10 protein-coding genes are annotated in these 13,551 nt (G+C 67.8%); 5 read left to right on the top strand and 5 right to left on the bottom strand.

Features of this window, described 5'->3' with window-relative positions; genetic code table 11:
- Nucleotides 1-46: 46 nt before the first annotated feature.
- Entirely contained in the window at nucleotides 47-1,405 is a 1,359-nt protein-coding gene (locus tag ACIA8C_RS40460) for an MFS transporter (protein ID WP_397144339.1), read from the top strand.
- A 111-nt stretch (nucleotides 1,406-1,516) separates the two neighbouring features.
- Here the strand turns inward: ACIA8C_RS40460 and ACIA8C_RS40465 are convergent, their stop codons facing one another.
- Nucleotides 1,517-3,448 (bottom strand): acyl-CoA dehydrogenase, encoded by a 1,932-nt coding sequence (locus ACIA8C_RS40465; RefSeq protein ID WP_397144341.1) that lies wholly within the window; start codon nucleotides 3,446-3,448, stop codon nucleotides 1,517-1,519.
- 106 nt (nucleotides 3,449-3,554) lie between these two features.
- Between ACIA8C_RS40465 and ACIA8C_RS40470 the strand changes: the two genes are divergently transcribed.
- Genes ACIA8C_RS40470 through ACIA8C_RS40480 form a run of 3 tightly spaced genes read left to right on the top strand, consistent with a single transcriptional unit; the run spans nucleotide 3,555 to nucleotide 6,771 of the window.
- Nucleotides 3,555-4,208, top strand: coding sequence for a TetR family transcriptional regulator (locus tag ACIA8C_RS40470; protein WP_397144343.1), 654 nt, complete (start codon nucleotides 3,555-3,557; stop codon nucleotides 4,206-4,208).
- Nucleotides 4,208-5,140: an ATP-binding cassette domain-containing protein gene (locus ACIA8C_RS40475; RefSeq protein ID WP_397144345.1), complete on the top strand. Its 933-nt coding sequence runs from the start codon at nucleotides 4,208-4,210 to the stop codon at nucleotides 5,138-5,140. The genes ACIA8C_RS40470 and ACIA8C_RS40475 overlap by 1 nt, the downstream gene beginning before the upstream one ends.
- Complete coding sequence (locus tag ACIA8C_RS40480; RefSeq protein ID WP_397144347.1) at nucleotides 5,137-6,771, top strand: ABC transporter permease; 1,635 nt, start codon at nucleotides 5,137-5,139, stop codon at nucleotides 6,769-6,771. The genes ACIA8C_RS40475 and ACIA8C_RS40480 overlap by 4 nt, the downstream gene beginning before the upstream one ends.
- Before the next feature lie 60 nt (nucleotides 6,772-6,831).
- On the opposite strand, the gene ACIA8C_RS40485 is transcribed toward ACIA8C_RS40480, so the two are convergent.
- Both ACIA8C_RS40485 and ACIA8C_RS40490 read right to left on the bottom strand, forming a co-directional pair.
- Nucleotides 6,832-7,680 carry an LLM class F420-dependent oxidoreductase gene (locus tag ACIA8C_RS40485; RefSeq protein WP_397144385.1) on the bottom strand — a complete coding sequence of 283 codons (849 nt, stop codon included), beginning with the start codon at nucleotides 7,678-7,680 and terminating at the stop codon, nucleotides 6,832-6,834.
- Between the two features lie 35 nt (nucleotides 7,681-7,715).
- On the bottom strand, nucleotides 7,716-8,381 hold the full coding sequence (locus tag ACIA8C_RS40490) for a phosphatase PAP2 family protein (RefSeq protein WP_397144349.1): 666 nt from the start codon (nucleotides 8,379-8,381) through the stop codon (nucleotides 7,716-7,718).
- A 300-nt stretch (nucleotides 8,382-8,681) separates the two neighbouring features.
- On the opposite strand from ACIA8C_RS40490, the gene ACIA8C_RS40495 reads away from it, so the two are divergent.
- Nucleotides 8,682-11,072: an ATP-binding protein gene (locus ACIA8C_RS40495; protein WP_397144351.1), complete on the top strand. Its 2,391-nt coding sequence runs from the start codon at nucleotides 8,682-8,684 to the stop codon at nucleotides 11,070-11,072.
- Nucleotides 11,073-11,078: 6 nt separating this feature from the next.
- Here the strand turns inward: ACIA8C_RS40495 and ACIA8C_RS40500 are convergent, their stop codons facing one another.
- The gene (locus ACIA8C_RS40500) at nucleotides 11,079-11,960 is read right to left on the bottom strand and encodes a nuclease-related domain-containing protein (RefSeq protein WP_397144353.1); all 882 of its coding nucleotides are present in this window, start codon (nucleotides 11,958-11,960) and stop codon (nucleotides 11,079-11,081) included.
- Between the two features lie 114 nt (nucleotides 11,961-12,074).
- Complete coding sequence (locus tag ACIA8C_RS40505) at nucleotides 12,075-13,472, bottom strand: DUF2252 domain-containing protein (RefSeq protein WP_397144355.1); 1,398 nt, start codon at nucleotides 13,470-13,472, stop codon at nucleotides 12,075-12,077.
- Nucleotides 13,473-13,551 lie beyond the last annotated feature (79 nt).

Here is a 13,551-nt window from a genome sequence, read left to right on the forward strand (position 1 = left end):
GTGTCATAGTCATGGGAGGAATTTGTGCGGGCGAGGGGATACGGCAATGGGCAATTCGGGCGCACCCACCGGCGCGCGTTTCGCGCGGATCGTGGCGGCCAGCGTGGCCGGGACGACGATCGAGTTCTACGACTTCTTCCTCTACGGGCTGGCCGCGGCGCTGGTCTTCAACAAGGTCTTCTTCCCGGTAGGTGATCCGCTGACCGGTGTGCTGCTGGCGATGGTCACCTACGCGGTCGGCTTCCTCGCGCGCCCGCTCGGCGGCGTGCTGTTCGGGCACCTCGGCGATCGGCTCGGGCGGCGTCGCACGCTGTCCGTCACGTTGCTGCTGATGGGCGGCGCGACCGTGGCCATCGGTCTCATACCGTCCTATGCCAGCATCGGTATCGCCGCGCCGATCCTGTTGGTACTGCTGCGATTGGTGCAGGGCCTCGCGCTCGGCGGGGAATGGGGCGGCGCGGTGCTGCTGGTCGCCGAGCACGGCTCGGCGGCGCACCGCAGGTTCTGGAGCAGTTGGCCGCAGACGGGGGGACCGCTGGGCAACCTGCTGGCCACCGGCGTGCTCGCCGCCCTCGGCCTCGGCGTCTCGACTACCGAATTCCAGGACTGGGGCTGGCGGATCCCGTTCCTGCTCTCGATAGTCCTTGTCGCGGTGGGTATCTGGCTGCGCCACGCGGTGGAAGAATCCCCGATCTTTCTGGAGGCGCAGCGGCGCAACGCTACCCGGGACGGCCAAGCGCCGGTACGGATCGTCGTGAGTCGCTACCGCAAGCAGGTGCTGATGGCAGCGCTCGCCGATGTGGGGGAGAAGGCGACGTACTACACATTCAGCATTTTCCTGCTCGCCTACCTCGCTCAAGTCGTACACGTGCCGAAAGCTACTGCGCTGACTGCAATTACGATCGCCTCTGTCTTCCAGGCCATCGCCATCGTGCTCGGCGGCGCGATCGGCGACCGGTACGGACGACGAATGTCCAGCGTGCTCCTGGCCGTACTGACGGGAGCGTGGGCGCTCGCCGCCTTACCCTCGATCAACAGCGGCGATGCGGTGCGGATCACCGTGGTCGTCACCATCGGCCTCACCCTGCACGGCCTGCTGACGGGCGCACAGGCGCCATTCTTCGCCGAGCTGTTCCCCAGCGAAGTCCGCTACACCGGAGCATCATTGGGCTACCAACTCGCGACCATCGCCGGCGGCTCACTGACCCCGATCATCGGCGTCGCACTGCTGCACCGTTTCCCATCGACCATCCCGATCACCCTGCTCCTGTGCCTGATGCTGGCCTGCACGGCAACCGCGTTCCTCTGGGCAGGCGAAACCCGCGACCGTGACTTACGCACTGTCACATCGGATTCGACGAACAGCGCACCGACCGGCCAACACCGATCAACACCCGCGCCCTGAGCCCGGCGACCGAGTACTTCGCGCCGTGGTGGGAGGAGCATGGGTACACCAGTGAGCCCCCGCCAACCGGCAGGGGCGCACTGAGATCGAGCTGGCACAACGGGTTTGGAACTACCCGCGCTCGAACACGCTCGCGTCGTCCAGCATGGCCGCGCGCAGCATGGACTCCGGGACACCCATGCCCTCGACGAGGGTGAGTGCCTCCGGCCGCAGCCGGTCGACGAGTTCGTTGACCCCGCGACGCACCGCCTTGGCCCGCTCGACCGACATGAACCGGTGCATGATGTACCAGTCCAGATTCTCCTCCAGCGTGGCGTATACGTAGAGGTCGCAGACGGTTTCGGCGAGCTCGCGGGCCTCGGGATCCTGAATCCCCTCGATGCCTTCGATGAACGCTTCCAGGACCAGCCGGTCGATGTGTGCGGTGCCTGCGGTGAGGATGTGGTCCTGGGCGTTGTTGAACGCCTCGAACGGAGTGGTGTCCTCCGCGCGGGCGCGCAGCCGATGACCGGCGGTGCGCACCAGGTATTCCTCGCGGTCGGCGAAGAGCTGTAGCTGCACCGCGCGCCGGGCGAGGTCGCCCTCGTCGACGGAGTCGTTCGAACCGTCCCGCAGCCGCTGGATCAGCTGACGCACACCGGTCACCTTGCGGACCTCGTCGCCGGCCATGGTGGCGGCGAACTTCACCCAGCCCAGCGCGTCGAGATCGCGCACCTCGTCGGAGTACGCGGTGAGCAGTTCCTTCGCGACCAGCTGGGTGAGCACCACATTGTCGCCCTCGAAAGTGGTGAACACGTCGGTGTCCGCCTTGAGGGTGACGAGCCGGTTCTCGGTCAAATAGCCTGCGCCGCCGCATGCTTCGCGGCATTCCTGGATGCCGCGGGTGGCGTGGCGGGTCTGCGCGACCTTCAGACCGGCGGCCCGCTTCTCCAGTGCCCGTTGCGAACTCGGGTTGAGATCCTGGCCGGTCTGCACGAGGTGCATCCGGCGCACGAGATCGTTCTGCGCGAAGGCCAGCGCGTAGGTCTTGGCGACGAGCGGGAGCAGCCGCCGCTGATGGCTGCGGTAGTCGAGCAGGACCGTCTCCTGCCCGCTGTCCGGGTCGGCGAACTGCCTGCGTTTCAACGCGTATCGAATGGCGATGCTCAGCGCGACCCTGGTGCCCGCCGCGGCGGCGCCGCCGACGCTGACCCGCCCGCGCACCAGGGTGCCGAGCGTGGTGAAGAAGCGACGGCTCGGGTTCTCGATCTCGGAGCTGTATGTCCCGTCCGGTTCGACGTCGGCGTACCGGTTGAGCAGGTTCTCCCGCGGGATGCGCACCTGATCGAACACGATGCGCCCGTTGTCGACGCCGGGCAGGCCGCCCTTGAGCCCGTCGTCGAAGGTGGTGACGCCGGGCAGGTCGGCGCCGTTCTCGTCGCGGATCGGCACCAGCAGGCAGTGCACGCCACGGCCCTCGCCCTGGGTGATCAACTGCGCGAAAACCGCTGCCATCCTTGCGTGTTCGGCGGCACCGCCGATGTAGTCCTTGCGCGCCGACGGCGTCGGCGAGTGGATCACGAACTCCTGCGTGTCCGGGTCATAGGTCGCGGTGGTCTCGAGGTTGGCGACATCGCTGCCGTGCCCGGACTCGGTCATCGCGAAACAGCCGAGCAGATCGAGCGAGATCAGCCGCTTGATGTACTCGCGATGCCGCTCGGTGCCGAGGTTCTCCACCGCGCCGCCGAACAAGCCCCACTGCACGCCCGCCTTGACCCACAGCGACAGATCCGCGTATGCGAGCATCTCCAGCCCGGTCACCGCGGCGCCCGGCTCGCTGGTGCCGCCGTTTTCCCTGCGGAAACCGCGCTCGGCGTAGCCCATGGTGGCGATGGCCCGCATCTGGTCGAGCACCCGCGCGCGGGCGGCCTTGTAGTCGAGGTAGGAGTCGCCGGCGAAGGTGTCGCCCGCGAGCTGAGTTCGGGCCTGCTCCCGGATCTCGCCCCACGGTCCGTCCAGTGCCGCGCGTAGGTGATCCGCCGTCGTTGCGATGCCGGTAGTCATAACTCGACATTAGCCCGCGCCACACCGACCAAACCGTGACTGTTGACACGACATTCCGGACTGGGCTCTTGTGGCTGATTGAACGAGTGTTTAGTATATTGAACATGTGTTTAACGAACAGCCCGTACCGCAAGGACCCGCCACTGATCTGACCACGGCGGCGCGAATACGCGACGCAGCCATCGAGGTCTTCGGCGACGAGGGTTTCCAGGTCGGCGTGCGTGCCATCGCGAAGGCGGCGGGCGTCTCACCGGGTTTGGTGAATCATCACTTCGGCTCCAAGGACGGCCTGCGCGCCGCCTGCGATGCGCGGGTGCTGCAGCTGATCCGTGACGAGAAGGTCAAGGCCCTCACCGCGAGCAGTGTCGCGAAGGGCATGCTGGCCGCCCTCGCCGAGATCGAGACGTATGGACCGCTGGTCGCCTATATGGTGCGCAGCCTGCAGGCGGGCGGTCCGATGGCACGGTCGCTGTTCGATCACATGGTTCAAGACGCCGAGGCCTACATCCAGCAGGGTGTCGACGCCGGTTCGATCAAGCCGAGCCGTGACCCGGCCGCACGTGCCAGATACCTGATGACGCTGAACGTCGGCGCGACGCTGCTCTGGATGCAGATGCATCAGCAACCCGGCGAAAAGCTCGATTTCCGTAAGGCAATCCGTGAGCTGACCGAAGATCTCACGGCCCCCGCTCTGGAGTTCTACACCCAGGGCCTTGTCACCGACCCCACGCTTTTGGACACCTTCATCAAGGAGCAATGATGTCCGAGGTCATTCAAATCGAAGATCTCCGTAAGACATTCGGCCACGTCGCCGCGCTGGACGGGCTGAATCTCACTGTCAGAGAAGGGGAGATCCACGGCTTCCTCGGCCCCAACGGGGCAGGCAAGTCGACGACCATCCGGGTCCTGCTCGGCATCCTGCGCGCCACCTCCGGCCGGCCCGAACTGTTCGGCCGCGACCCGTGGGCCGACGCGGTCGCCCTGCATCACGAGCTCGCCTATGTGCCAGGCGATGTCACGCTGTGGCCGTCGCTGTCCGGCGGCGAGACGATCGATCTGCTGGCCAGGATGCGCGGCGGCATCAACAAGGAGCGCCGCGAGGAGCTGATCCAGCGCTTCGATCTGGACCCGAGGAAGAAGGCGCGCACCTACTCGAAGGGTAACCGCCAGAAGGTCGCGCTGATCTCGGCGCTCGCCTCGGACGTGCGGCTGCTGCTGCTCGACGAGCCGACCTCGGGCCTGGATCCGTTGATGGAACAGGTCTTTCGGGAATGCGTCGAGGAGGCCAAGCAGCGCGGCACGACGGTGCTGCTGTCGAGCCACATTCTGTCCGAGGTGGAGGTGCTGTGCGACCGGGTGACCATCATCCGGGCCGGACGCACCGTGGAGAGCGGGTCGCTGTCCGAGATGCGGCACCTGTCGCGGACCTCGATCACCGCCGAATTGGTCGGTGACCCAGGCGATCTCGGCCGGATCGACGGTGTCGACGACATCCAGTGGGACGGCAAGACGCTGCGCTGCCAGGTGGACAGCGGACATCTCGGCGAGCTGATCCGAGTACTCGGCGACACCGGTGTGCGCAGCCTGACCAGTGCGCCGCCCACCCTGGAAGAACTGTTCCTGCGGCACTACCACGTCGACGGCGACGCCTCGGCGCCTGCGGCGAAGAGCGGGGAGAAGGTGCGCGCATGACAAGCGTTGCCGCGGGCCGACACTACGCCGCCCCCGCCGTGCGCGGCTCGGCCGACTTCGCGGGGACCGGCCAGCTGCTGCGCCTTTACCTGCGCCGCGACCGAATCATCTTGCCGCTGTGGGTGATCGCGTTCGGCATGCTGCCCGCCTTTTACGTCGCGAGCACCAAGAAGGTGTATGGCACGCCGGCCGATCTCGCGAACTACGCGAAGACCATCACCGACAGTCCCGCACTCGTCGCCATGTACGGGCCGGTGTTCAGCACGGATATCGGCTCCATGGCGTTGTGGAAGGCGGGCCCGTACTTCGCGATGATCGGGATCGCCACCATTCTCACGGTGATCCGGCATACCCGGGTCGAGGAGGAGACCGGGCGGGCCGAACTGGTCGGCGCCACCAGCATCGGTCGCTTCGCGGGACTCACCGCGGCGCTGCTGATGACCGCGACGGGCTGTGTGCTCGTCGGAATCCTTTCTACCGCAATGCTGTACAGCAACGACCTGCCGATCGCCGGTTCGGCGGCGTTCTCCGCGGCGCTCGCCTGTTCCGGTCTGGCTTGGGCCGGGATCGCCGCGGTGGCCGCCCAGGTGAGCACCGGCGCGCGGATCGCCCGCGGTGTCGCGCTCGGCGCACTCGCCGCCGCTTTCGCGGTGCGTGCGATCGGTGACGCGGGAAACGGTGTGCTGACCTGGTTTTCGCCGCTCGGCTGGTGTATTCAGATGCGGGCGTTCGCGCAGGAACGCTGGTGGGTGCTGATTCCCTTGCTTGCCCTCGCGGTGCTCACCGTTGCTGCCGCGTACCGGCTGCTCACCCGGCGCGATACCGGGTCCGGCCTGCTCGCCGAACGGCCCGGCCCACCGGCCGCGACCGCCGGGCTATCCGGGCCGACCGGGTTGGCCTGGCGCCTGCAGCGCGGCTCGTTACTGATCTGGGCCATCGGATTCCTGCTGTACGGGCTGCTGATGGGCGGGGCGATCAAGAGCGTCGGCGACATGCTGGACAACGACTCCTCGATCAAGGACATGCTCACCCGGATGGGTGGCTCGGACATGCTGCAGGATTCGTTCGTCACCTTCGCGCTGTCGCTGCTCGCCATGGGCGCCGCCGCCTACTCGCTCTCGGCGACGCTGCGACTGCACGACGAGGAATTGAGCCAGCGGGCCGAGTCGACGCTGGCCGGTTCGGTCAGCCGGGAGCGATATGCGTTGAGCCACATCGGCTTCGCGTTGCTCGGTCCCGCGCTGCTGCTCCTACTCGCCGGTCTTGCCATCGGCATCGTCTACGGCGCGACCGATGGCGACATGGCGGGTAAGTTGGCCGATTCGCTGGGTGCCGCGGCGGTTCAGCTGCCCGCGGTGTGGGTTTTCACCGGAATCGCGGTGGCGATCTATGGGATCGTGCCCCGCTTCACCCCCGTCGTCTGGGGCGTTCTCAGCGTCATGCTCGTGATCTTCTTCGCGGGCTCGCTCGACGGGTTGCCGCAGTGGATCGTCGACGTGGTGCCGTTCGTGCATCCGCCGAAGGTGCCCAGTGCGGAATTCCAGGTGGCTCCGGTGCTCTGGCTGCTGGTGATCGCCGCGGCGCTGCTCGCGATAGGCATCGGCGCCTTCCGCAGGCGAGACCTGCGCTAGCGGTACGAGAGCGGCCCGCGCGTACCGAGTGCGCGCGGGCCGCTCTCGCGTCCGTATCGCTCAGGCGGTGATGCCGAGCTTCACGGCGAGCCGGTCGAGGTAGGCGCGCACTTCGTCTGTTGACCGGTCGGGCATGCCGAAAACGGCCTCGGTGACGCCTGCCTCGGCCCATTGCGCCAACTGTGCCGGGTTCGGTTTGCCGGCAAGGGCGATGACCTCGGGTGTGCCTTCGCGGCCTTGCTCGCGCCAGATGCGGTGCAGCAGTGCGATCTTGGCGTCCACGCCGTCTTCGGTGGGGGTGGTGATCCAGCCGTCCACGTTCTTGGCCAGCCAGGTGAACGACTTCTCGGTGCCCGCGGCGCCGAGATGCACCGGGATCCGCTTCTGGATCGGCTTGGGCCATGACCAGCTGGCGCCGAAGTTCACAAACTCGCCTGCGAAGCTGGCCTCCTCGTCGGTCCAGATGGCGCGCATCGCGTCCAGGTGCTCGCGCAGCACCGTGCGACGTTTGGCCGGGGGCACCCCGTGGTGGGCGAGTTCGTCGGTGTTCCAACCGAATCCGACGCCGAGGCTGACTCGGCCGCCGGACAGGTGGTCCAGCGAGGCGATGGTTTTCGCGAGGGTGATCGGGTGGTGTTCGGCGGGCAGCGCGACCGCCGTTGACAGGCCGATCCGGCTCGTGACGGCGGCCACGGTGGCCAATGCCACCCACGGATCTAGCGTGCGCAGATACCGGTCGTCCGGCAGGCTCGCATCACCGGTCTGCGGATGCGCCGCAGCGCGCACCACCGGGATATGCGTGTGCTCCGGCACGTAGAACGTGTCGAAACCGGCGCCCTCGGCGGCTACCGCCGCGTCCTGGGGCGTGATGCCTCGATCGCTGGTGAACAACACAATCCCGTACCGCACCGTACGCGCTCCCATCCAGTAAACTAGAACAAGTTCTACCATCTTTCCCGACCGGCACCAAGGGCTTGCGGTTCATCGGCCTCCGTGTTCGGGTTGTCGATGAGTAGTTGGGCCGCCCAGCAAAGCGCGAGCACCATCGCGATGGCCACGGCGGCACCCCCGATGATGTCGGTGGGCAGGTGATAGTCGAGTCCGATCATCCCGACCGCCGCCGCGAGCAGGGCCAGTACCGCCACCGCGAGCGTGCTGAGCCGCGCCCGAACCGAATCGACGAGCACGATGAACGTGGTCGCGATCGCGACCAGGTGCACGGTGTGCCCGCTGGGATAGGCAAGGTAGTCGTGCAGCTGCCGATCCCAGAGCGGCTTCCACAGCACGGCATTGAGGCCGGCGGCGAGTTCCGGAACCGCGACCATGATCGCGGCGCGCCGCCAGTTGCCGCGGTAGCCGAACCACGCGCCCGCGAGCAGCAACAGCGGCACGAGAATGTAGGCGTCGCTGGGAATCACCAGCGCCTGGTAGATGCCGGGCCGGGTGTCGAGTGCCGCGTGAATCGGTGTGCCGATTGCGCGATCGAACGCCGTCGGGCCGCCGTCGGGCGGGAACGTCAACGGCACCAACGCCGTGACAGCGCCGCCAAGCGCGATGCCGCCGAGCCGGAGCAAGCCCTCGAGGCTGGTGTCTTGCCGTAGTCCGAACACCGGTCGACGATAGCTACCGACGCGTTCTTGTTATCCGACCGAGGGTCGGCGGAGCAGTCGATGGTCATCCGGCAGCGCACGGTCGGATCGGGGGTGACCTTCGAAATCTTCGCGGCCCCAGGTCAACTCGGAGATTCGGTTAACGCCTCGCGACGCTGCGGGGTCTTGGTATCGTCATATTCGATCGGTGAACATTCGGGTTCGTCAATCGAAATTCTCGGCTCGGTCGGCCTGGATGCAACGTGGCTCGGGCGTATTTCGTGCCGTTGCCTCAGCCGTGGCTGTGACTGAGAGGTACCCATGGGCGATGACGTCCGGCCTTCATTGGCCGGAACATATCGGCTACCGGCCATCGTCGGCCGGAGCGCCGAGCTGACCGAGCTCGGTCGATTACTCGTCGATCCTCGGGTCCGGCTGCTCACGCTCACCGGAACCGCCGGGGTGGGTAAATCCAGGCTAGCTCGAGAAGCGCTGTCCGACAGCGCGTTCCATGGACAACATGTCGTGTTGGTTGATCTAGGTGCGTGCACCGATCGGGCAGGCGCGTGGAACGCGGTGCTGGAGAAGGTAAATCGCCGCCCCTTCGCCGCCGCACCGCACTGCCTCGACCCGGTTGATGCGTTGGCCGCGGTGGCCGACGCATTCGGTACCGGCCCGGCAATTCTGTTGCTGGACAACTGCGATCGTGTGGTCGAGCGGATCAACGCCGATGTCGCCCGGCTGTTGGAACACTGCCCGCACCTGGTCCTCGTGGCGACCAGCCGCGTCCCGTTCCACCTGTATCGCGAATGCGTGGTGTGCGTGCGCCCGTTGCGCACCGGCCGCGACGCCGGTGACTACTACGCCGGCTCCGCACCCGCCGCTCAGCTGCTGCTCGACAGCATCGACAGCCATTACCGCGGCACGGCGGCGGTGGCCGATCGGCCGGTACTCGACGAGATCGTGCGCGAACTCGACGGCGTGCCGCTGGCCATCGAACTCGCGGCGGGTTCGATCGCCAGGATCGGCCCGGTACGCACCCTGGATCGCATCCGGGCGGGCGCGGACCTGCGGACGCTGTCCTACGTGGATGTGCCCGAGCGGCACCGGACCCTGCACGGCGCGGTCGAGTGGGGCCTGGACGACGTCACCCCCGAGGTACTCGACCTACTGCTGCGACTGTCGCTGTACGAGGCGGTCATCGATACCGACATCGCCTGCCTCGCGTCCGGCACGAGCGAGGAAGCGGCCGTCACCGCGCTGGCGGAGCTGGTCCAGCGCAGCCTGCTCGAGCACAGGTCCAGCGGAACGCACGGACACGGCTATCGACTCTTCGCCACCGTTCGCGCCTACTGCCGCCAGGTACTCGCCGCTGACCCGTTGCGCGCCAACGTGATCCGCGACGATCACGTGGACCGGCTGGGTCGGCTGGCCGAGGCCATCCGTCCCCGATTCGACCAGCGCGAGCATCGGGCCGCGGCGCTGGCGGCGGCGGGCAAGCAGCTGGCGGACTTCCGCTGGGCGGTGCACCATCTGATCGACACGGGTCGGCCGGAACGGGCTGTGCGCCTCGTTGGCGACCTGGAGTCGGCGTGGATCCAGCACGGCTACCAGTCCGAGCTGGAGTCGGTGCTTGCCAAGGCGCTGGAAGTGAGCGACCGGTCGCCTGGCGTGACGGCACCGCTGTGCCTGGAGGTGCTCGGCACCTGGGCGGCCCGGTCGGGGCGGTTGCAGCGGGCGACCGAGCTGCTGACGAATTCGATTGCGGCGTATCGCCGTTTCGACAGGCACGCGGACGCGACCCGGGTGAGCGTGGTGCTGGCCGCGGTGTTGATCTCGCTAGGAGAGCGAGCCGCCGTCAAGGAACTGCTGGACACGGCGGTGCGGTATGCCGACGAGCTCAGCGGGCCGTGGCCGAGCCGACTGCAGGGCGCGCTGATGCTGCTGCGCATCCCGGATCCGCCGACGCGCGACGCCGAGCTGTTGGCCAAGCTGCGCGATCGTGCCAGATGGCTGGACAGCACCGCGCGGTTGATCGGCCTCAACGCGTTGGCGCGCACGCAGATCGGCCGCCGGACCGCGGATCGAGCCCAATCGCTCTACCGCGAGAATTTGGCCGACGCCGACCTGGAAACCCAAGTCCTGCAAGCGATCATCGCACTCGAGGGCTGCGCGATGGCCTACGACGCGGCGGGTGCCGAGTTCGCCGAACCGACGCTGACGTTGCTGCTCGCGGCTCGGCGGCTGCGAGTCGCGCATGGCATACCACCGCTGGGTGGCGGTGATCGGGCACCCCGCGCGTCGGAGCATCGAAACACTGTCGGCGAGAGCAAGTTTCGCGAGATCCTGCGGCGGGCGGAGGGGATGACGATGGCCGACGCGGTGGCCTATGCCAGCACCGGCCCGACGCTGCCCAACCCGGACATCTCCCCGCTGGCCGCACTGACCAACCGGCAGCGCGAGATCGCCAGACTGGTCGCCACCGGCATGACCAACCGGATGATCGCCACCGAGTTGGGGATCTCGGAGTGGACCGTCGTCAATCACGTGCGTCAGGTGATGCTCAAGCTCGGCTGTCCCTCGCGTCTGCACGTCGCGCTGGTGGTGGAACGCGACTCGCAGCCCGCGCCCGACGATACCGTCCGCGCCGCGCCGGTGCTCGACGAGCCGACCACCGAGCTGCCCCGAATCACCGTGGCGCGCAAGGCATGAGGCGGCTCAGGGGCCGTAGGTCAAGATCGCGCTGATGACGAACCACAGCATCCAGGCGAAGGCGATCAGCATGCCGATCGCCAGGGTGATCCGCATGAAGGCGCGGCCGAAATCCATGTCCCTGGTCTCCCGCGGATACAGCTTCCACGGGCTGTACCAGGGCGCCTCGACCGCGTAGACCGGCCGGTGTGCCTCGCGCTCGGCCTGCGCCAGCTCCTCCGCGTAGGCCTCGGCCTGCGCCTGGTTCGGGCCGCCGTGCCACAGCGTGATGTCGATCGGGCCGAGGAAACCCTCGTTCAGCAGTTCCTGCGGGGCGGGCAGATAGGGCAGGATGCCGAGGCCGCGGAAGGCGATGGCGACATCGTTGGCCGTCCACAGGTGCTTTTCCTGCTCGGCGAGCGCGTCGAAGTAGTGCCGTAGCGTGCCGGGATCGTCGCCGAGGATCACGTCGAAGCTCGGGTCACTCCAGGCCTGCTTGATCTGGAGCTCGGCGCCGCGCAGCGGGACGACCAGCGCGAGTCCGTGCACCGCGCGCTGACCGAGGCCGCGTGCGGCCAGCCAGTTCTGCAGCGCGAAGGTGTGCTCGCGGGACTTCTCCAACGGGGTGCGCCGGTCCCGGCCCTCCATCACGGCGGGGTCGCCGTTGATCGTCCACTGGCCGTTGAGCGGGATCTCCAGCACGCCGTCCTGCCGGGCAACCAGCGCCTCGGCCTCGATCACCACGCAGCTGGTCGGCGTCCACACCACCGCGTCGAACTGGTGCAGCCGATCCTTGTGGAACAGACTGCAGTTGATCGTGGCGACGCCCTTCGGACTGCCCGCGTCCTTCCAAGTGCGCAACCAATCGATCAGCGCCCGCTCGGCATTGGTGCCTGCGGCGTTCTGCACTCGCACGAGCATTAACGACCGCCCTTCACGTCGACACTCGACAGAGCCAAGGATACGAGGTGTGCGGGCGAATTCGCCGCGCTCATGGCAACAGTCGGCGTGTTGGTATCGAGATCACTCCGGTTGTTCGGCCGCGATCTTGCCCGCCCCGACCGCCTCGACCAGTGCGGCGTGGTCGGATTCGGTGCGGTCGGCATAGCGGACCGCGAAATCGGCGACCGCGTCGTCGAACCGCTCGTCGTCGCCGAGATAGCCCGCGAGCAGGCGCGGGTCGAGCGAGCGCGAATGCGCGCGGGCCAGCAACGCGCCGGCCAGCCTGCCGTAGTCGTCGAGGTCGGCGGCGGACAGACCGGCCGGGTCGATGCTGCCCTTCAGATTGCGGAATTGCCGGACGATGAACGGCAATTCGATGCCGTCGCCGGTCGGGTCGACGCTGGTCCAGCCGAGCAGGATGTCGCTCTCCGACTGAACAAGCCTGGCGCCCCGCACGATTCGCTTGCCCTCGTGCTTCGGCGGCGCCGCGGGCAGGTACGGCGCGAGCGCGGACGGGCTGGCCTGCTTGATCTGTAGGACCAGCGCCTCACCCTCGTTGCCGTGCAGCAGCGCGACATAGGTGTGCAGGCCGACGCTGCCGGTGCCGACGATGCGGAAGGCGATGTCGGACACCGCGAATCGGGCGAGCAGGTGGCGCCGCGACCGCCGCAGCGTGTCGGCGTAGCGCTGCAGCCCGTCGGTGATCGCGTTCGCGACCTGTTCGTCGACCGGGGTGAGAATCGGTGGGTCGCTGATGAATCGGTGCTTCTTGATGTCGGTCTTGTGGTCCTCGAGGTGTTCGGTCCACTTGGCGACCACCTTGGCGCTGGTGTTCTTACGCGCCTTCTTCGCGGCCTTCTTGAAGTCGTCGATCAGGTCGTGCGCCGCTGCCTGGTCGAGCACCGACTCGTCGGGCAGCGCGCTCCACGATTCCAGGAACGGCTGCTCGGCGAGCTGGTCGGCCGCGAGGCGGTAGGCGCGGGCCGCGTCGTGCGCGGCCGCGCGGCAGTCGTCCTCGCCCGCACCGCTTTCCCGGCCCGCGAGCACCAGGCTCGCCGCCAACCGGTCCAGATCCCATTCCCACGGCCCGACGATGGTCTCGTCGAAATCATTGATGTCCATGATGATCTCGCCGCGCGGCGTGCCGTACAGGCCGAAATTCGCGGCATGCGCGTCGCCGCAGAGCTGCGCGGTGAGCCCGGTGTCCGGTCCACCGGCCAGATCGGCGGCCATCAGCCCGGCCGCGCCGCGGTAGAAGGTGAACGGGGACGCCATCATCCGGCCGATCCGCAGCGGCACCAGGTGGGGGAGGCGGCCCGCGTTGCTCGCCTCGATGAAGTCGAGCACCTCGGGCCGCCGCGCTCCCTCGGCCGCCCGATCACGAGCGGTGACCGGGACTCGGTCGCGCAGGGCCTTGCCGCGGGCGCGCACCTCCGCTGCGGGGACATAGGAGCGTAGATCGAGAGGACTGTCTGACACGATGCTGACGCTAGCGGGTGTCAGTGGCTGCCACGGTGTCGGTTTCGCCACGTTCGACGCCTACCGGGCATGCCGCCCG

The organism is Nocardia sp. NPDC051321, from assembly GCF_044455225.1.
Taxonomy (GTDB): domain Bacteria; phylum Actinomycetota; class Actinomycetes; order Mycobacteriales; family Mycobacteriaceae; genus Nocardia.